The sequence below is a fragment of the Marivirga tractuosa genome, from assembly GCF_042140215.1.
GTDB lineage: Bacteria > Bacteroidota > Bacteroidia > Cytophagales > Cyclobacteriaceae > Marivirga > Marivirga tractuosa_A.
Window position 1 is genome coordinate 155,279 of record NZ_CP159478.1, and the last position, 21,634, is coordinate 176,912.

Annotated in this window: 13 protein-coding genes; 7 read left to right on the forward strand and 6 right to left on the reverse strand. The window is 36.9% G+C overall.

Translation table 11 applies throughout. The features are described 5' to 3' along the window. Positions 1-159: 159 nt before the first annotated feature. Positions 160-1,377 carry a pyridoxal phosphate-dependent decarboxylase family protein gene (locus tag ABWH96_RS00670; protein WP_375579623.1) on the forward strand — a complete coding sequence of 406 codons (1,218 nt, stop codon included), beginning with the start codon at positions 160-162 and terminating at the stop codon, positions 1,375-1,377. Between the two features lie 1,084 nt (positions 1,378-2,461). Here the strand turns inward: ABWH96_RS00670 and ABWH96_RS00675 are convergent. Beyond that, positions 2,462-2,827, reverse strand: a complete 366-nt coding sequence (locus ABWH96_RS00675) for a DUF1987 domain-containing protein (RefSeq protein ID WP_375579624.1) — start codon at positions 2,825-2,827, stop codon at positions 2,462-2,464. 235 nt (positions 2,828-3,062) lie between these two features. On the opposite strand from ABWH96_RS00675, the gene ABWH96_RS00680 reads away from it, so the two are divergent. Both ABWH96_RS00680 and ABWH96_RS00685 read left to right on the forward strand, forming a co-directional pair. Continuing rightward, positions 3,063-4,946: a M1 family metallopeptidase gene (locus tag ABWH96_RS00680; protein WP_375579625.1), complete on the forward strand. Its 1,884-nt coding sequence runs from the start codon at positions 3,063-3,065 to the stop codon at positions 4,944-4,946. Between the two features lie 25 nt (positions 4,947-4,971). After that, positions 4,972-5,886, forward strand: coding sequence for a universal stress protein (locus ABWH96_RS00685; protein WP_375579626.1), 915 nt, complete (start codon positions 4,972-4,974; stop codon positions 5,884-5,886). 617 nt (positions 5,887-6,503) lie between these two features. Here the strand turns inward: ABWH96_RS00685 and recO are convergent. The 5 genes from recO to ABWH96_RS00710 form a co-directional block, all read right to left on the reverse strand. Beyond that, positions 6,504-7,193 carry a DNA repair protein RecO gene (gene recO / locus ABWH96_RS00690; RefSeq protein WP_375579627.1) on the reverse strand — a complete coding sequence of 230 codons (690 nt, stop codon included), beginning with the start codon at positions 7,191-7,193 and terminating at the stop codon, positions 6,504-6,506. A gap of 317 nt (positions 7,194-7,510) precedes the next feature. Continuing rightward, complete coding sequence (locus ABWH96_RS00695; protein WP_375579628.1) at positions 7,511-9,673, reverse strand: hypothetical protein; 2,163 nt, start codon at positions 9,671-9,673, stop codon at positions 7,511-7,513. A 385-nt stretch (positions 9,674-10,058) separates the two neighbouring features. Then, the gene (locus tag ABWH96_RS00700; RefSeq protein WP_375579629.1) at positions 10,059-11,903 is read right to left on the reverse strand and encodes a cystathionine beta-synthase; all 1,845 of its coding nucleotides are present in this window, start codon (positions 11,901-11,903) and stop codon (positions 10,059-10,061) included. Between the two features lie 155 nt (positions 11,904-12,058). Next, positions 12,059-12,673, reverse strand: a complete 615-nt coding sequence (locus ABWH96_RS00705) for a transposase (RefSeq protein ID WP_375579630.1) — start codon at positions 12,671-12,673, stop codon at positions 12,059-12,061. Between the two features lie 222 nt (positions 12,674-12,895). Further along, positions 12,896-14,752 carry a von Willebrand factor type A domain-containing protein gene (locus tag ABWH96_RS00710; RefSeq protein ID WP_375579631.1) on the reverse strand — a complete coding sequence of 619 codons (1,857 nt, stop codon included), beginning with the start codon at positions 14,750-14,752 and terminating at the stop codon, positions 12,896-12,898. 262 nt (positions 14,753-15,014) lie between these two features. Between ABWH96_RS00710 and ABWH96_RS00715 the strand changes: the two genes are divergently transcribed. The 4 genes from ABWH96_RS00715 to ABWH96_RS00730 all read left to right on the forward strand — a co-directional run bounded on the left by ABWH96_RS00715 (position 15,015) and on the right by ABWH96_RS00730 (position 21,553). Then, positions 15,015-15,590, forward strand: a complete 576-nt coding sequence (locus ABWH96_RS00715; RefSeq protein ID WP_375579632.1) for an RNA polymerase sigma factor — start codon at positions 15,015-15,017, stop codon at positions 15,588-15,590. Then, entirely contained in the window at positions 15,577-16,941 is a 1,365-nt protein-coding gene (locus tag ABWH96_RS00720) for a TonB family protein (RefSeq protein ID WP_375579633.1), read from the forward strand. Before ABWH96_RS00715 ends, ABWH96_RS00720 begins: the two co-directional genes overlap by 14 nt. A 122-nt stretch (positions 16,942-17,063) precedes the next feature. Continuing rightward, entirely contained in the window at positions 17,064-17,510 is a 447-nt protein-coding gene (locus ABWH96_RS00725) for a hypothetical protein (RefSeq protein ID WP_375579634.1), read from the forward strand. Between the two features lie 35 nt (positions 17,511-17,545). Beyond that, entirely contained in the window at positions 17,546-21,553 is a 4,008-nt protein-coding gene (locus tag ABWH96_RS00730; protein WP_375581502.1) for an ATP-binding cassette domain-containing protein, read from the forward strand. Positions 21,554-21,634: the final 81 nt, after the last annotated feature.

Consider the following 21,634-nt stretch of genomic DNA (forward strand, 5'->3'; position numbering starts at 1 on the left):
TCGTTGCGTAAACTCTGCGCCACCGCGTCTCTGCGGGAAATTCAAAAAGCCTTAGGCTTTCTATGCATTCCCACCTTATTTCCCTATTTTTGTATCACCTTTCCAAGATCTCCGCACGAGGAATCTGACCAATTTCAAAAACATTAAAATTTCTTATTCATGCAAAAATGGAAAAAACTATCTCAGCAAGAGATTAGAAAAAGGATATTTTCTGCCCTGTCAGAAAATGTAGATTATTATACTGAAAACATTATTGGATTACCGGCTTCTCATTTGGACGATAAGGTATTCTACCAAAACGCCCCATTTTTGGAGGATGCGCCCTATTTATCCACCTTAATTCATAACCCCAACCATATCGGATGCCATACCCTTGGGGAATCAGAAAGCTTTTTTAAGGGTACTCAAGAGCTGGAAAAAGAAGTGATTAAAATCTGTGCAGAAGATATTTTATACTGCGAAAGTGATTATGATGGTTATGTGGCATCGGGTGGAACGGAAGCCAACATGCAAGCAGTTTGGATCTATCGAAACTACTATAAACAAGAGCATCAAGCAAAACTCAGTGAAATCGCCTTAATCAGTTCATCAGATGCACATTATTCCTCTGCAAAAGCCTCCAATGTATTGCAGATAGATTTCTATAAAGTAGCTGTGGACGAGCATGATAGATCCATTAGTAAAAATGAGCTGAAAAAAACTATTGCACAAGCTGAAGCTGATGGCAAAAAATATTTCATCATTATGGCCAATATGATGACTACCATGTTTGGTTCAGTTGATGATGTTAGTATTTATACGGATACTTTTACGGAAATGGACTTGCCTTTTAAACTTCATGTTGATGGTGCTTATGGAGGTTTTTTCTATCCTTTTGCTAAGCCTGAAAATGATTTGAATTTTAGCAATCCACACGTAACTTCCATAACATTAGATGCTCATAAAATGCTTCAAGCACCTTACGGCACAGGAATTTTCTTAATCCGTAAAAACTGGATGCATTATGCGAATACACAAGAGGCCAGCTATGTGGAAGGACAAGATTTCACCCTAATTGGATCGCGATCCGGTGCCAACGCTATTGCCATTTGGATGATCCTGATGACCTATGGGCCAAATGGATGGTTTGAGAAAACCTTGGTATTAAATCACAGGACAGAATGGTTATGTAAGGCCTTAGCTAATAAAAATATAGAATATTTCAGATATCCTGATGCGAATATTGTCACCATTAAAGCGCAATATTTAAAACCCGCCATTTGTAAAAAATATGGATTGATTCCTGATAACCATCAAAACCCAAAGTGGTATAAAATAGTGGTAATGGATCATGTTACCATTGAAAAGTTGGAGTTGTTTTTAGGGGAAGCCCCCTAACCCCCAAAGGGGGAAAATTGCTACAAAGCAACCTCGCTTTTTAACTTGAAGGATTAGTATCACATTGCTCACTTTTTTAGAGCTAATAGAAGAGAGAAGGGTTTTTCTAATTTGTATTTTATTTAATCTTTATGGCTAAATCCTGTAGTTGATAACAAGGTGTTATTCGACTGCTGATGGGGGAATTTCGAGCGGTTTGAGGGTTTTCCTCCGTCTAACCGCTATAAAGTGCTTTCCGAGATTATCGGTCAGACGGATTGTGGGCACAAAATTTAGTCAGTTGACGGGTTTGGATGAGGGATTGCAAGTAATTCATTCCTCTATTATGGAATCCGTCAGACCGAGAGTAATTACGTGCTTATGTCAGACTTTTTTCTTTAGGAAGCCTTATCAAATAGCTTTGACAGATAGTTGGTGAGCAATCTCGTTAATTTAAGAAATAATCCCAGCACATTTAAAATATATATTAAGGATTAAATCCTCCAATCAGATAGGTTAATATTTCATTTTAGGCCCGAAGGGCTGACATATTATAAAGTAGGGTGAAGCCCTACATATTTGAAACCACGCTACAAAAGCCCTGAAAGGGTGCAATATTACGCCCTTTCAGGGCTTTGGAGTTGTTTGTTTGTAACACAGGGCTTTACCCTGTGTTATGATATGACGTCCTTTCAGGACTAAAAAAAGGATTCAATGTTATACAAGGTTAACTTAACAACATTGAGGTAAAGGGATAAAGGCTAAGTCCAATTTTCAAGCGGTTTGACGGTTTTCCTCCGTCTAACCGCTATAAAGTGCTTTCCGAGATTATCGGTCAGACGGATTGTGGGCATAAATTTTAGTAAGTTGACGGGTTTGGATGAGGGATTGCAAGTAATTAGTTGCTCTGTTATGGAATCCGTCAGACCGAGAGTGATTCTGTGCATTTCCCCTCTTTGAGCATTATAGGGTGTTTTTTCATAGCCACCAAATGTCCGACATTAAAATGTCTGACATATCTGGAATTAGACTTCTTTTAACTAAGACCTAAATTCCGTGCGTCTTTCCCCTTGGGGGGAATTAAAGGGGGCTTGGACCATGGGCTTTAACTATAAGGAATAATCTCAATAGGCAATCTGCAAAGGTTCGCAAAGTCTTCTCCTATTTCCATCATATCATCATCTGCTTCTCGGTAGAACCACTTAATTTTCACTTCCTTACCATCCTCATCCGTTAATGACTCCATTTTATGGATCATATCAAGCATTAGTTTAGAAGTACTTGTATTAAAGTAATCTAAACGAAAATGAAGTTCTGTTACAGGCAATGGATTTTCCATATATCGATTCAAATGATCGAAAATTGGAGAAAATACATCCATTGGATTCTCTGGGATAGAGGAACCTGAAATTTCAAAAAAACCCTTTTCAATATCTATTACAACAGTGGGTCGCTGATGTGTGCCTGACATTCTAAACATATACCGCCAAATATGATAACAAATTACGTTAACTTCAAAATCTTGTTCTAGATTTCGACAGTTATCAGTTTTTTTACTTTAAATAATAATATTTAAAGTGTTAATTAAAGTTAATGATTTAGTTATAAGGTAACCTAATTTCGATTCACTAATTTAGTCTTCACTTTAATTTTTTTATAAAATTAAGTGATCTTAAAGGATTTGTCCTAAAAATTAATCCGTAAAAATGAAAAAAACAGCTTTATTATTTCTTATAATATTGGGCTTCTTTTCTTGTAATGAAAAAAATGAAATGGAAAGCAACAGAATTACCACCGAAAATCTTAAAAAAGAAGACCCACATTCTTTTGCTAAACCTCATGAGGCTATCATTACGCACCTCAAGTGGGAGGCAACTATAGATTTTGAGACTAAAACTATCCAAGCAATAGCGCATTACGATATCCGAAAATATCCCAACGCCAAAGAAATTATTTTGGACACTAAAGAATTGGAAATTGAAAAGGTATGGGAAAATGAAAATGATGCTGTAGATTTTAAGATAAAAGACAAAGTTGAGAATTTAGGTCAAGCACTGCATATTCCTATTTCTAAGGAGGCCAAATCCATTAGCATTCAATATAAAACATCTCCAGAGGCGGAAGCTTTGCAATGGTTAAGTGCTCAGCAAACAAAAGGAGAATCGCCATTTTTGTTTACCCAGTCTCAGGCCATTCTTTGCCGCTCTTGGATTCCGATACAGGATTCTCCTGGCATTCGATTTACCTATGAAGCCAAGCTGACAGTACCACAAGGAAATTTGGCTTTAATGAGTGCTGAGAATCCACAAGAGATTGATTCAACAGGGAATTATAGTTTTAAAATGAACAATCCTATACCTGCCTATTTGATGGCTTTGGCTGTAGGTAATTTAGAATATCATAAAACGGGAGCCGAAACAGGCATCTATGCCGAACCTGCCACTTTAGAAAAAGCAGTTACTGATTTAGAGGATCTACAGTCCTTTTTGGAGACAGCAGAAAATCTATACGGGAAATACCGTTGGGAGCAGTTTGATGTTTTGGTTTTACCTCCAAGCTTTCCTTTTGGCGGTATGGAAAACCCGCGTTTAACTTTTGCAACACCCACTATTTTATCAGGTGACAAATCCTTAGTTTCTTTAATTGCACATGAATTGGCTCATAGTTGGTCCGGTAATTTGGTTACGAATGCCACTTGGAATGATTTCTGGTTAAATGAAGGCTTCACTGTCTATTTTGAATACCGCATAATGGAAGAACTCTATGGTAAGGATTATTCAGAAATGCTGGCCTCAATTTCTTATAAAGAACTAAAGGAAGAAGCTAAAGAATTGGTCGACAATGGAAATGCAAAAGATACCCATTTGAAATTAGATTTGGCTGACAGGAATCCCGATGCAGGAATGACTTCCATTGCTTATGATAAGGGCTATTTCTTCTTAAGAAATATTGAAGAGCTAGTAGGTCGGGAAAAATTTGATGCTTTTCTAAAGCAATATTTTAATGAACATGCTTTTAAAAGTATTAATACTGAGCAGTTCCTGTTGTATATAGAGCAATATTTATTTGCCAAAAATGAAATTGAATTGCCAAAAGGTTTATTTGCCAATTGGGTTTATGGCTCAGGTTTACCTGATAACTTACCAAAACCGAATTCTGATCGGTTTAAAAATGTGTCACAATCCATTGAAAAATGGTTGAATTCTGGAAATATTGACACTTTAAAAACTCAAAATTGGAGTACGCACGAATATCTGCATTTCTTCCATCAATTACCTGATTCTATTGGGTATGATCAAGTACAGGAATTGGATAATAAATTTAATTTCTCGGAAAGTGGTAATTCTGAAATACTAACAGAATGGTTCTTATTAGCAATTAAAAAAGAGTATCGCTATGCTTACGGGGCTATGGAAAACTTCTTAGTTAATACCGGAAGGAAAAAGTTTTTAATGCCGCTATACGGTGAACTGATTAAAACAGAAAGCGGTAAAAGGCTTGCTTTGAATATTTATAAAAAAGCTAGACAAAATTACCACTATGTCAGCTATAATTCGTTAGATAAATTATTAAATTACCAAACCGATTGATTTTTTTAAAAAAACTGAATTGAAAATGTATAAAATAGAAAGACTTTTAATTGCTCTTGACTTAACTGAAATGGATGAGCTCTTAGTAAAATACTCATCCCATTTAGCTGAATTTTTGAAAAGTGAGAAAGTGTATTTTATTCATGTCGCTAAAAATTTAGAACTGCCAGAAGACTTAAGAAAAAACTATCCTGATTTGATGGCTCCAAGTGATGAGTCTATTGCGGATTCCATCGGAAAAGTAGTTGCATCCTCTTGGGAATCAGGTTACGAATGTGAAAAAGTTATTGAGATTAAGGAGGGCGATCCATCAGAAGAAATATTAAAATGGGTCAATATTAAAGATATTGATATGATGGTGATGGGCCGCAAGCGGAAATTGAAAGGCGGGGGCATAGTGCCGCAGAAAATTGCTAAAGTAGCTCAAACTTCCTTAATGATGGTTCCAGAGGGCTATAATTTCAAGTTGAATAAGATAGTGGTATCCGTAGATTTTTCAAAACATTCAAAATTAGCGGTAGAGGAAGCTTTAGCCATCTCAAAGGATAATAATATTACACTATCTCTTGTTAATGTATTTAGAGTGCCTTCAGGCTACCATAAGACAGGAAAAAGTTATGATGAGTTTGCCACCATTATGAAAGGGCATGCAAGAACTGATTTTAATGACTTTATTAAGAGAAATGACTTCCCAGAAGATTTAGATTGTCAATATGTGTTGGATGATGATGATTCGCCAGCAGATAAAATCTTCGACTTTGCATCAGATCAAAAGGCGGATATGATTGTAATGGGCTCAAAAGGAAGGACAGGCCTTGCCTCTATCTTACTAGGGAGCGTAGCCGAAAAAGTAGTGATTTATGATAGTGAAATTCCTTTAATGATCGTAAAAGAAAAAGGTGAGAATATGGGCTTTTTGAAAGCCTTGCTTAAACTTTAATTTCCTGAAGTTAACTTTTCCAAAGTTGAGCGCTTTGGAAAAGTTTCGGCTCTAAAAAACAATAGTGATTTTAATCCAGAGGAGTGTAAATAACCACAAGTTTTTAACTTAAAACCTCATGCAAAATCCTCAAGGATTTTTCATTTTCTGATTTCCTTGCTGGGACACCTTAGTTATTTAAAATATAAATATTTTAGTCAAATATTCTAAAAATATCCATAAACAAGGTTAAAATTAGGGTATAATAAGATCGAGTTTATTTGATGACTTCATTAATAGCTAACTCCCCAACTTTCGCCTCAAGCGAAAAAGCGGGCAGGAGGGTTCCCGAAAGCTTTCGGGAGGCGGGTCTGCGTTGGCATTTGCGGGAAGTAGCATCATTTTACCTAGTCCCGATAACTATCGGGATTGCCAGCCAATAGCTGGTCAGCCTCTGGCCGACTTACTTTTTCATCAATGGAAAAAGTATGAAGCATAAAGCTTGTATTAAAAACAAAAACTGGAGAATTAAAGCTTATTTTTATTCTATGGGACAACATGAATCAATAAAAATGTGCCTTTAAACTAATAAAATGCAGTAATATAGTTCTACCGATTTACCATGAAACTAGGATTTTTTAACTCAAAACCTCATGTAAAATCCTCAAGGATTTTATTTCTTTGAAAGAATGGCTGTGGATTTGGTAAAAATGAATTAAAACTTTTAGCAATTGCTGCCTTTGTTCTCCATTGATTTTCAAATCATAAGTTAAATCATTGGCTAATAACTCTTCCAATTTCACCAATTCATCTGGCCTTAATTTAATTGGATGATAATGTGAAACCTCATCCATAATTTCAACAGCTCCTGAAGGCTTGAAGCCCAAATAAGTAGAAAGTTGGGCTAAAAACTGTAAATGAAAGTTAATATAACCTTCCTCTTTTTGGTCGAAATAAGTAAGACTATCATGAATAAACCCAAACATCATAGGGTTTTCGTCTTCTTCTCCTCGGAGAATATGATTCAGAAACTCTGCTAAAAATATACCGATAGAAGATTTAATAATTTCATAAGGAATACTGCGGTAAGGAGGATTCACTTTGATTTCCGACATGCGGTTAATGCTGCTATTGGCTTTTTTATAAACCACCAAATCGAGCAAAGTTAAAGGCTGGAAAATCGCCATTTTATGCTTGGCTTTTGCCTTGCGGACACCATTTTCTATGTAGGATTGTATACCAAATTTTTCAGTATAAACCTGAATGATGAGTGAACTTTCACCATATTTTACATGTCCGAGTACTATGCCTTTGGTTTTGTGGAGCATTTAGTTTCTTTAATACTATTGCAAATTAAGATGCGTTTTTGAATAAAAAGTGATGGTGTAAATATATGATGATTTATTCAGCGAAACTCCTAACTCACCTCAAATCAGGGAGAGACAATGATTTTTTTCGCTTTAGCGAAAAAGCTTTTGTTTTCTTTGTTCCTTTTGTGGTTAAAAATTAAGATTGTTAATGTCTACTAGTGGCAGTAAATTTCCACCACGACTTGTCCCGTATTCATTGGGAAGGAATCAAAAGAACACAAAAGAAAATAACCTTGGTTATTTTTCGGCATTCAATGTAAACACATAGATTTAATTCAAGGAAGCACAGCAAATTTGGTTTGGTAAGTTTCAGATCCATCTGCATTGATGGAAAAAACCAAATAAACTCCGCTTTTGGCTCTAAAACCTGAATAGTTACCCAAGTCCCAAGAAAATATTCCCCCATTGGCCTTTCCTTTATGGATTAGATTCCCTGCTATGTCCGTAATCATCACTTCATTATTATAAGCCAAGCCTCTTATCGTTACCGTATTATCAGCTGATAGCCTGACAGGATTTGGAAATATTTCCACATCTGTATGCACTGCGCCTGAGCGAGTAGCATCTGTTCTGTAAGAAAGAAATTGAGATGATGAACTCAGGAAAAGCTCTCCATTTAATGGATTGACTACCATTTGCTGGATATCATTATTCACAATCGGGCTGTTTGACCTTCTCAAATGCAAAATATTTCGTTCAATATTTTCATCAAAAAGCCACAAGCCATCTCGGGTGCTCATCCATTTTCTATTGCCACCATCTACAGTAATATGGTTTACTGGAATTCCATCGAAAAGGAAAAAGCCTTCAAATATCGGTTGAGAGGCATCCACATTTTCTTCTTCCAATACCCCTTGAAAGCGATTGAAAAAAGCAACTCCACTTTCAGTAGCTATCCATAATTGCCCACTTAAATCAATGGCCAAGTCCTTAATTTGATTATTGGGAAGATTACCATTACCTAAAATGGTGTTCAGCCTTCTTTCTTCACCGATTTCAGGATTAAAAACAAATATACCTGAATTGGTGGCCAGATAATGGTCGCCATTTGGGACTATCAAATAATCATTTACTATACTATTGGCTGCTAAATTCATTACCTCCACATCTTCCGTTTCAGGATTGAAAAGTGCGTATAAATTATTCTCTGTTTTTATCAAAGCCCAATAGCCCCCTTGCGGACTTTCAGCTAAACTAACCCATTCGCTTATGATGGAATCCCCTAAATTTAAAGGGCTAATATTTTCCGTATCCCAACTAAACAATCCATCTGTTTCGCTAAGGAAAATTCCGTTTCCTGAAATAAGATCTAAGGCCACATCTTTGAAAAGAGGTAAATCTTGCCCATCTGAATCTTTAGCTGTATAGCTCCATCTACCATTTTCAAAATAAGAAAAGCCTCCAAGGTTTTCCGCCAAATAAAAAGTGAACTGCTCAATCTGATGAAGACTTTGAGTTTTGCCTTTTGGTCCTTGGGGTGTTAAAGTCTCAGTTGCTCCTTCCTGAAAGCGGATTAATCCTGAAGTTGCTTCTGCAAGAAAAAACTGGTTTTCAATAAAATTAAAATCATTGATTTGATTTTCACCTTCCACTGTGAATGCTAATTCAAAAGTGTTTTCATTCAACTGAAATAGCTGATTGGAAGATGAAAGATATAATTGATTATTAACTGCTTTAAATTGTTGAATAGGCTCGTTTGTTCCAAAAATTCTTAGCCACTCATTATTTTGAAACTGATAAATACTGTCATTATTTGCCAAGCCATAAAGAATCCCCTCATGAAAAAATGTTTTCAAAAGTGCTGTTCCTTCCCCCTCAATAGAATCTCTATCCCAATTTTGAAAATCTTTAAGATTTATATTCCCTGATAAATTTCCTGTCAATAATCCTTCAGCTGTACTCAGGTACAGTTTTTCATTATCAGAGCTAATTCCATTAATCGCAATTCTTTCACCATCTTCTCCCAAATCAAGAAAAGCGTCTATGAGTTCATTTTCATCTGCATTGTATAAAACAACACCAAAATCTGTAGCCAAGTAGATGACATCCTCCACAATTACCACCTCATTTATTTTCTTATCGCCTCTTAATTCAGATTGGAAAACATCCTCAAAAGTGGTGATGTTAAGTTCTTCATCCATTACATCCATCAAGCCATCTTCATAGCCAATTAACAATATGTCGTTAACTGTTTCTAACATGCTGATCTTGATGCTGCTTAACCCATCAGTTGTGCTCAAAGTATTAAGACTTCCATCTTCTGTATCAAAATAAAAAAGCCCGTTATTAGTGGCGCAAAACACTTTATTGTCAAAAACTACAGTTTTCTGGGCAGTGGAATAATCTGCATGATTTCTCCAGCTTCCCATAGGGATATCCTGAGCAGAGAGACCCCATGAAAACAAAATAAATAAAATTACAGAGACTGATTTGAGCATGATCCTTTTAATCCATTGAATTATGTTTTCAAATATAAGAACTGATAATTAAGATGTTCTGGTATTTGATGAGTTAAAAATTCAGGCTTCTTAGCCAACGACTCAATTGTATTAACTTAAGCTTTGATGTCACATCGTTCATTGTAATCCTAAAAAATAACCTTGGTTATTTTTCTTTGTGTTCTATTGTTACTTTTGTGGTAGTAATATGCAACTGTTAATAAGAAAAGCAAAATCTACTCTTTACCACGACTTGTCCCGTATTCATCGGGACAAGAGGCAAAAGTAAACAAAAGTTTTTTCGCAAATGCGAAATAATCTTGAAGGGAATTTACTTCAACTAATAAATTTGAGTCTAGGCGGAGTGTTGCAATCACACTCGATATTAAATACTTTCCACAAAATCCGAAAACACTTTCTTATGGTGCTCCAAATCCAAATCAGGAGATACGGATACCCTTGCAATATAATCCTTATCAGATTCTTTGGTAGTTCCTTGTGTGGAAGTTGCAGGAATCGTCCAGTAACATCCTTTTAGCTGACCATAACTCACACAGTATTTACTTTCCTCAGGAATTTCCGTGATCATCATATTAATCAACTTGAGATTTAAAGCTCTTTTATAGTTTTCTCTTTCTTCATCTGTATTTCCTTTGGTAGGAAGATCCAATGAAAAGACTGAAGGCGTAAAATCTTGCTCTGCTAATTCTTCTGAAACGAAATTGATTTTGGCTGTAGGCAAAACCTCTTTGATATGATTTACAAATTCCCTTGTGTTTTTATAAGCATCCGCAATTCTTTGGTTCATAGAAGGCAGTTGCTCAGCTAATATTTCAGTTTGCAGATCGGTAGCTTCATTATCGCAAAGGATTAAATGCTTTTCTATATTTCTCATCAAATCAGATGCTTTTTGATTTGATGAAACATAACCTGCCGTGCATTTTCCACCACTTGGAAACTTAGATCCGCTTACATAAGAAATCACACGGATGTCCGAAAGAATCCCATCTTCGCTTAAAAATTGAATGTTCGGACAAAAGGTTTGATCTAAAATGAATACCGGATCAATTGCCTTTTCACCAGATGGAGTTTTTCGCTCTTTACTAAGTGCGGCTCTTAATTGCTCCATATCTGGAACTTCCACTCTTGGGTTTGTTGGAATTTCCGCAATGATATAAGGAACTGCATTTTCTTGCGCTACACGATCTAAGACTTTATCCGTGCTTTGCACCATATCATTATCGCCATCTACTGGAAGGTCCAAGATTTCCACATTAGGAATACATGCCGCTACTCTTCTAGCTTGGTCATTTGTTCCACCATAGCAATTAGGAGGAACTATAATTTTGATTCCTTTTCCTGGATGATTTTGCAATGCTTCCTCAACCAAACCCATCATGATGGCATATTGAATAGAGAGCCCACAATTACCCAATAAAGCTTTTGTATCCGCAGCAGTGATTTTTTTAATGGAGTCTAAAACGGAAGCTTTATCTGAATCGAACTTAGCCTTATCATGCATAGGCGGTGTTTGACCTTGCAATAATTGCAAAGCAGCATAACAGTTTTGAGGAGTCATGCTAATTGTTTCTCTTCTTCGCACATGCTGGATAGCAGAAATGTAAGCTTCATTTTGTTCTCCATTCACCAATAAAATACTTCCTAGTTCGCTATGGATACTGAGATAAAAATTAATGTTTTCGTTGAGCGTTACTTTCCCTATTTCATCATTTTGTGAAATAAAAATAGTGCTACCGTCAAATGCAGAAATATCTTCTATATTTTCAACTTGCTTTAATTCAAAATTGTAGTTATAAACAGATTTTACCGTTTCCAAATCAAAATAAGAAGGTAATTCACCTGTATAAGCAATTAGTGTTTTCTTTTTATCGAAAAGATTTTTTCTTAGTACCGCCAAAATGGGAACTGTTCTGGAAGAAAAACTGATGACCTGATCAGCTTTTAGGTTGTTAAGTTTTGCAATTCCCCATTCCAATACGGAAGATAAAGGATGACCTAATCGAATATAATCATAAGCTGTTGGCAGCTCACTTAGTTTGGAAGTATCTGCATCCTCCTGAACATATAGCTTTTCAAAACATTCCAAGAATTCTGTTTTGGCTAAATCTTCCTTATAAATATCCAATCTGTGGGTGGTTAATTTCAACCAATCTGATGGAACATTCTTTACTACATTATCTATATAATTCAGGGCTTTGCTATCGTTCATTATCTTCTTTTGCTATTAGATGTTTCCGTATAATACTCGTGTTATAAATAGATGTTGTCCTAATTTGTTTTTAGGTGCACAAAAGTAAAACAATAAGGGGGAATGCAAAAATTGGTAAAGACGCGATGCATCGCGTCTCCACATGCATTGCGTCTCTACAAATCATTAAATGTATCCCCCCGCCAATTCCTTGGATTATTTTTTATGTATTCTGAAATGCGAATAAATGATTGACGATCACGGATTATATGATCATGAAAACGCCCCTGCCATCCAAAATCAGGATTAATTAATCGTGCCCCAACGGTTACGGCCGATTTAAAACCCCGCATAATGGATCCCAAATTTTTTGATTGTGGTCCGAATTGGTTTTTTGGTGGGGTGGTGCGTGGATTATTATCGGTGGTGGTTGTGGTTACCGTAGAGACGCGATGCATCGCGTCTCTACCACGGATCGTACCACGATCCGTCCCTACCGTATTATATTCATTATCCCCAATCCCAATAATACCATGAAAATGATTGGGCATCACCACATATTCGCCCATAAACAAATTCATATCAGGTCGCAATTCAAATGTTTTTTCCCATTCTGATTCAACAATTTTTCCTAAATCATTTAAAAACATTTCCCCGTTTCTAATTTTACCGAAAAAACATTCTCTATTTTTTGTACAAATGGTTACAAAATATTTTGCATTGCTGCCGTAATCCCAATTTTGTAATCGCGCAGATTCTATGCGGTATTTGTCTTTGAATTTGTCGGGCATGGTTGAATCGTTTGTTACATCTATAAATTAAATTGTAATTTTGAGGCAGAGACGCCATGCATGGCGTCTCCACAATGCATGGCGTCTCTACGATCATACATTGAATATATATTAATAATTACAATTTTTAAAATTATCACAACATAGAATCGAATCTAATACACATCACAAACGCCCACCAATACAACCTAAAAAACATTGATTTAACTATTCCTTTAACAACTAATTCTTAGCCATCATACTGCTGGACTCTACCAGCTTGATGAATTCTATTCTATAACCATTTTCATCTTGTCCTTTTGCACTTTTGGCTAAATCTGTCACTAGCTTATAATCCCCTTTTTCAAGATAATCAGAATCCTTTAAAAGCATCCCATAAGTAGCCACAGCGGCCGACCATCGAAAGTTATCAGAAGTTTTATCAAGTGCTTTAATGGAATTTTCTACCGTTTTTACAATTAACTGGCTCACCTCCTCATCCGGAGCTTTGTATCTGAATTTTACGGTAAGTAGCTCATCACCATAAGTCAGCTTTTCTGTCTTTGGCTCATTTTTCTGATACTTTAAATCATCAATAGGTTTGAAATAACTATCCACACCTTTAGGGATAATTTCATATAAAGCGGTAACCGTATGACCGGAGCCTAGCTCCCCTGCATCTTTTTTATCATTATTAAAATCCTCATTATTGAGCTTTCTATTCTCGTAGCCAATTAATCGATAGGCTGTAACGTTGGCCGGGTTGAACTCTACTTGTATTTTAACATCTTTGGCAATGGTAAAAAGTGTACCGCCAAATTCGTTTACCAACACTTTTTTCGCTTCTAAAATATTGTCGATATAAGCATAATTGCCATTTCCTTTATCAGCTAATATTTCCATTTTTGAATCCTTGTAGTTACCCACTCCAAAGCCTAAAACTGTAAGAAAGACACCTTCTTTTCTTTTCTTCTCAATCAAATCTTCCATGGCTTCATTTGAACTTGGCCCCACATTAAAGTCACCATCAGTGGCTAAAATGATGCGGTTGTTGCCTTCTTTCATGAAATTTTCTTTGGCGATTTTATAGGCTAGTTCTATGCCCGCTCCACCGGCAGTAGAACCCCCTGCCTGTAGGTTTTGTAGCGCTTCAATGATTTTGTCTTTTTCTTTGCCTGAAGTAGGGGGAAGCACACATCCTGCGGCACCGGCATACACCACAATAGAAACCTTATCCTCATCTCGTAGCTGATCCACCAACATTTTCAGGCCTGATTTCAGTAAGGGCAGTTTATTTTGTGCAAACATAGAACCTGACACATCTAAGAGAAAGACCAGATTGGAAGCAGGCAAATTTTCTGTGGGGATAACCTTGCCTTGCAAGCCAATATGTACGAGTTGATGTTTTTCATTCCAAGGGGCTGGAGCTATTTCGGTGTTGATCGAAAAAGGATCTTGACCAGTTGGTTGCTTGTAGTCATAATTGAAGTAATTAATCATTTCCTCTATCCTCACTGCATCTATAGGAGGGTTTTGGCCATTGTTGATAAATCTTCTCATGTTAGAGTAAGAAGCAGCATCTACATCTATGGAAAAAGTGGACAGTGGATTTTGGGTAGCTTCCTGAAAAGTATTTTCATCAAGACCTTCGTAATCCTCGGTGTTAGGCTGATGATAGGATGATTCAGCATCTTCCATGAAATAAACTTGATCAACCTCATAGCTTGCCGCTTTTCTTTGTGAGAAAAAATTCCGAACAGGACTACCAGTGACTACCACTTCTGATAATTGGGCAACATCAGCTTTCAATTGCACATCAATTACACTTCGTCCTTTTATAGGCACTTCCTTTTTCTCCATTCCAATGTAGCTAAAAACTAAAACACCCTTTAGAGAAGGCACTTCGATTGAATATTCTCCATTTAAATCAGTAGTTACCCCAGTGGAAGTACCTTTCAATAATACATTTACACCTGGTAAATCCTCGCCACTATCGAAATCGGTGACTTTCCCACTGATAGTGATTGATTGTGCGGCTAACATAGCAGAGCTGATCAAAATCAGACTACTTATTCTTATTGCATCCATTAACTTTTTCATAATCGATAATTTTATGTGAAACATTTTTATAGACAGGATGCAGCCACTCCATAAATTCCATAAAATTATTTTCAGTTTTTTATTTTTTGAAAAGAAACTAGAGGCAATGTGCAATCAAATAGTCATATATAACACTATAAATCAAGTGGATATGAATAATTTAAACTTTGCAAGTTGCTATTGAATTAAACTCAGAATTTCAGTTTTCTGTATTTTATTGACGTATAAAAAATTAACTTAGCAACTTCCACAGAAGCATTGAGTGACAGATAAAAACGACATACAAGAAGAAAAACTATTGCTTGAACAATTCCGAGAAACTCAGGATCTTGATCTGTTGGGCAAGTTATATCAACCTTATATGCATCTGGTTTATGGAGTTTGTCTAAAATATTTGAAAGACAAGGATTTAGCCCAGGATGCTGTGATGGCTATTTTTGAAGAATTAGTGATAAAACTTCCCAAGCATGAAGTAGAGAACTTTAAAAGTTGGCTTTACGTCCTATCCAAAAATCATTGTTTAATGGAATTGAGAAAGCAAAAACGTCAAAAAACGGATAATTTTGATTTTTCAGACCTTGAGCTTATGGAAAATGGGCAATGGAAGCATCATGAAGAAGACTATGCTGTTCAGGAAGATAATCTGGAAAGATTGACTGCATGTATCGCGCAATTAAAAAAAGAACAAAAGCGATGTGTGGAATTGTTTTACTTGGACAAAAAGAGTTATCAGGAGATTACGGATAGTACCTCTTACGAATTAAAGAAAGTGAAAAGCTACATACAAAATGCGAAACGAAATTTAAAACAGTGCATGGAACAAGGTGAAGAAAGATAAAAACCATAGTGACCCTATTCGAGACCTCAGGATAGAAAAAATGCAAGCCTATCTTGATGGCACTTTAAGCCCTGAAGAGCAGCATCAAGTTGAAAAATATTTGCTGAATCATCCTTTTGAGGCAGAGGCCATGGAAGGGTATTTGGAAAATCCAGATGCGCTACATGATTTGCCAAACCTTAAGGCCAAGTTGCAGGCTAGAACTAATCCTAAGCAAGAACAAAAAATAATTCCTTTGTGGAGAAAGGCATTGCCTTATGCTGCCGTCTTCTTATTGCTTATTATTTCTAGCGTACTCATTATCAATTTTTTTCAGCAAGATACATCATTTACTCCCTTAGCTATTAAATCTGAAGAGGCCATAAAATTTGAAAAGAATGAAAGCCCTACAAACCCGCCCACCGCTTTACAAGCTGAGAAAATAGAAGAGGAAACGGAGAATCTTCCAATTGCCCAAAGCAACGATTCTGAAAGTAAGAAACAAATAGAAGTGCCTATCAAAATAGTCGAAGATGCTGAACGCATTGCTCAAAATGAACCGATCAGTATTGAAGAGGATTTAATTGTTTCAGAGAATACTGTTCCTTATGAAGACAGCTTTCAAGAGTTAAGTAAGGACTCGATTGTGGAAAAAGTAGCAGGAATTGAGGCCGATCAAAACAAGTCTTCCGTAGCAAGAAGTAAAAAGGCCAATGAATTGGCATCTTCTATTGCTCCCACTAATGAGCAAACGGATCAAGCAGATAAGAGAAAAGTTGCTGTCTCCCAAAGGATTTCAGGAGAAGTGCTAGATGCTGAAACGGGAGAGGCTATTCCAGGAGCTAATGTAATAGTCAAGGGTACTTCCATAGCCACTAGTACCGATCTTGATGGTTCCTTTGAGATTGCAGCAAATTTAAACGATGTACTCATCGTGAATTTTATAGGCATGGAACAGCAAGAGTTTGTTGTAAGTGAAGAGAAGGATAATAAAATATTTCTAAACTCTGATGTTGCTCAACTAAGCGAAGTCGTAGTTACAAGTGTCGGCCAAGAAAAAGAAGAAGACAATACCTATAGTGCAGCAAGACCCAGCATCGGTTTTTCTTCTTACCGTGATTATCTCACAGATAATTTAAGATATCCTCTAAAAGCACTAGAGGCAGGAACGGAAGGAAGAGTCAGATTAAAATTAAGTATTAATGCCACTGGTAATATTACGGAGGTAGAGGTACTAAAAGAACTAGGAGATGGCTGTGATGAAGAGGCAATCCGTTTAATCATGGAAGGCCCAAAATGGGAACCTGCTAAAAAGGGAGATACCCCCGTGGCTTCAAGCAAGAAAATTTCCGTTCGATTTAAAATTGAATAAAACACCTTCTTTTGTTGAAAGACTCTTAAATTGTAATTTCGTAAAAATTTGTGGAGACACAATGCCTGTAAAGACGCAATGCATCTCGTCTCTGCCACATGATCTTTACCAAATTAAATCAAATGCGCATCAAAAACGCCCACCAAAACAATCTCAAAAACATTTCTTTAACAATACCCGAAAACCAATTGATTGTGGTGACTGGTTTGTCGGGATCAGGAAAATCCTCTTTGGCAATGGGCGTGATTGCAAATGAAGGATACCGCTATTTTTTGGAAAGCCTGCCTGCTTATGGACAACAAAATGCGCAATTAATACCCACTGCGGAGGTGGATGACATACAGGACTTACCTCCCGTAGTCAAGGTGGAACAATCAAAACGATTTCAGTCTATTAATGCTACTTTTGGTACGCTCTCCGAACTGGCGGCTATCTTCAGAATTCTATTTGCTCGCTATTCTGCTAAAGAAACCATGAGCAAATCCCTCTTTTCTTTCAACCACCCAAAAGGGCCTGCGAGCGATGTCACGGAATTGGTCAAGCGGAATATATTGACCTTAATAAACTGATTGCAGATGAAAACAAAACCTTAAGGGAAGGCGCGATTGTCACAACCTTGCCCACTGGCTACATTGTTTATTCTCAAGTCACAGTGGAAGAGCTCAATAAAGTATGTAAAGCGCACGGATTTAGTGTGGACATTCCCTGGAAAGATCTCACAGATGAGCAAAAAAATGTGATTTTAAATGGAAGTGATCGCATTAAAGTGTTTTACGGAAAACATGATTTAGAGTCCCGATTGAGGTGGGAAGGCTTTAAAGCAAAGCCCCGAGAAGAGCATTTTTATCAAGGAATTCTCTCAGTTATGAAAGACATCCTGAAAAGAGATAGAAATAAAAACATCCTCAAATTTGTCAGCTCTGAAATTTGTCCCGATTGCAAGGGAGCAAGGATTAAATCTGATCACCTAAAGTTCCAATGGAAAGGATTGAATTTTCATGAATGGATGGAGATTCCACTGCATGATTTATATGATCAATTGAAAAATCAAGACTTATCAGCGGGAGAAAAAGTATTGGTTGATAAGATTTGTACTCAATTGCATGATTTGAATCGATTGGGAATGGGAGAATATCAGTTAAGTACACCAAGTACTGATATTTCCTCCGGTGATGCACAGCGAATCAAATTAATCAAGCAAGTAAATAGCAGTCTTCAAGGGATTTTATATGTTTTTGATGAACCTTCCATTGGTTTATCGGAAGAATACCAACTCTATTTGCGCCATATCTTAAAGCGATTGATTAGCCGAGGGAATACTGTAATGGTAGTGGAGCATGACCTCAATTTTATCCAGTCTGCAGATTGGATAATAGAATTAGGACCGGAAGCGGGTGTACATGGTGGTGAGATTGTTTTTAATGGGCCGATTAAAGATTTTTTAAAGGCGAAAAATATTTCAAGCCCAACCTTAAAGGAATTGAAAGCTGCCAAAACAGCATCTATTAAGCAGCCTAAAAAAGAATCTCCCAATACTTTTCAACCCAAGCCAAAAAGCCTGACGGTGGTGAGCAGAAAGACTCCTCAATTTGTTGAAAACATCAGTAGTTTTTGTGCAAAAGAGGAATTGAGCCTTGTCACGGTATCGGATCAACCCATTGGCAAAACGCCTCGAAGCAATCCTTCGACTTATACAGGTTTGGCAGATATAATACGTGATCTTTTAGCGAAAACGCCCGAGGCAAAATCCTTGAAATTGGCAAAAGGAGCATTTTCTTTTAATAATAAAAGCGGCAGATGCGAAAACTGTGAGGGAGCCGGTGTCATTACACTTTCCATGAATGTGATGGGCTCGATTAATCAGATTTGCCCGGTCTGTAATGGAAAGCGCTTTAAGCCTGAGGTACTTCGTGTTCATTGGAATAATAAAAACATTGCGGATATCTATAACCTAAGTATAGAAGAAGCTTTTGAATTCTTTTCAGATGAAAAGCAAATTACTTCCATTCTGTCTTTAATGCTGCAATTGGGACTTGGGTATATCAAATTGGGGCAACCCTCCAATACTTTATCAGGCGGGGAAGCGCAACGCATAAAATTGACTAAGCATTTCGCAAAACCATCAAAAAAGACCCTTTTATTACTGGAAGAACCTAGTATTGGATTGCATCAGCAGAATGTGAGACAGCTACTTGCCGCTTTGCATGAATTGAAAAAGCAAACGGCAGGCATTATTTGCTTTGAAAATCATCCGCTTTTTCAATCAGATTGTGATGTGTTGGTGGATAATGCATTGAAACCAGAACCAGTAAATTTGAAAGAATCTTCAGACCAGAAAACCGACCAGATTTCCATAAAAGGCGCAAGAACTCACTATCTCAAAGATTTGGATATTGATTTCCCTAAAAACCAATTATCTGTCGTCACAGGAATTTCGGGTACAGGTAAATCCTCATTGGTAATCGACACACTGCATGGATACGGACTGCAGGAAATGACCAAACAATTTTCAAGTTATCAGCAGTCGAGAGTTGGAGTAAATTTCCAGTTTGAAGTGGATCATATTAAAGGCTTGACTCCTACGATTTGCATCACACGCAAGGAAAAAAGTTTTTCAGAACGCTCCGATATCGCCAAGCAAACGGGCATAGATAAAATCTTGCGATTTGCCTTTTCCAGAAAGGCGCAATATGAAGGAGAAGAATTATCCGCCAGTCATTTTTCCAATAATCATGAACTAGGAAAATGTGCGGTTTGTGATGGTTATGGAGAGGAATTACTTCCTGATTTGGCTAAAATAGTCATGGATGAGAATAAAAGTATTTTTAATGGATTGTTTGAGCATAATAAAGCACTAGCCTATTACGGTCAGGCAGGCAGTCAATATATGGCAATCTTAAAAGAGGTAGGTCAGGAAAATGGATTTAGCTTGGAAACGCCATTTAATGAACTGACAGATCAACAAAAGAATATAATTTTCCATGGTGCTGGTGATAAAGTCTGGACAACTGATTGGCACTATAAAACCAAAACCAATCAAGGTACGCAAGCTGTCAAAATGAAGTGGGAAGGACTGTTCCAATATTTAAAAGCTGAATATTATAAGACTAGGAAGAATAAAAATATAGCACATCTCACCGCACTTTTTGCTCCTGCTGAATGCAGTCATTGTCAGGGAAGCGGATTAAAGCCAGAAAGATTAACTTTTCAAATTGCAGGAAAGTCCATTCACCAAATAAAATCAATGGATTTTAAAAGTCTCGAAAATTGGCTGTCCACTAATGAAAAGCAGGAGGAAGTAGGCCAAAAACTAATTGAAAAAATTGAACCGCTACTAATCAATACCATTGAGAAAGCGAAACAATTACATATTGACCATCTCCAACTGAACCGAAAATCTACCACGCTTTCCGGTGGGGAAAATCAAAGGGTTGCATTGATCAAACAGTTGAATAGTCCGCTAAAGGGCATCACCTATTTGCTGGATGAACCTTCTGCGGGTTTGTCTAATGACAACATCCCAGATTTGATCCAGATTCTGAAACAGCTGATTGAAAAAGGAAATACCGTGATTGTGATTGAACACAATAAAGAAATTATTTTGGCAGCAGATCAGCTAGTGCAACTCGGGCCAAAAGCCGGAAAATTAGGAGGATATACTAACTATCAAGGAAGTCCTCAAGATTTTTTGAAAGAAGCAGAGTGCCATCCCTTCTTAAAAGCTCCATCAAAAGCTGTTCGACTTTCAGATGGAAAGGAACATATTGCTATCCGTAAATTATCAAAACATACGCTCACTAAAGATAAATTGGAAGTACCGGTTGGTGGTATTACCGCCATTTCAGGAAAATCAGGAATAGGGAAAACTACTTTAGTGAAGGACATCCTGATACCGAGCATTCAACAGGGCAAGCCTGTAAATTGTGAAGGCATTGAATTTCCTAAAAAATATGAAGAGGTACATTATTTTGAGTCCAAAAAGCTAAGGACATATGCTACCACCTTATTGGTTGATTATTTAGATCTGCTAAAAGACATTACTAAAGTTTTTGCAAAGGAAACAGGCTTAAAAGCACAGGATTTTTCCTATAAAACCAAAAGCAGCCAGTGCCCAAACTGCAAAGGCAAAGGTTTTGTAGAAACCAGTTTAGATGTAGCCGCCAATGCCATTGAAAAATGTGAAGTTTGCAAAGGGCAACGCTATCAAAAGCATATTCTGAAGTATAGTGTTCAATCGGCATCTATTGCAGATGTATTGGCAATGAATTTAATGGAATTAAAAGCTTGGCTAGCCGAGTTTAAGTCTTCTGCAAAAAGTATCCAACTCATCAACCAACTAGAAGAAATCGGCTTGGCACATCTCCGCTTAGACCAGCCCGTGCAATCCCTTTCTTCAGGAGAAAAGCAAAGATTATTGCTGTTGAACTGGCTACAAAAGCCAAATAAAAACACCTTATATATTTTAGATGAACCTAGCACTGGTTTACATTATGCTGATATTGATTTGTTGTTTAATATTTTAAAGGTATTAGGCAAAGAAAATGATATTTTGGTCATTGATCATAATCTGTATTTGTTGGAGATGATTGGGGTTGGGGTTGTTTTGAGTTGAAGTGGTAATTGCTCTATTTTTAAACTTACAGCTTTGGTAGCGATAAAAGTGTGCCAACTAAGCCCAAAGTTTGCTTGCTAA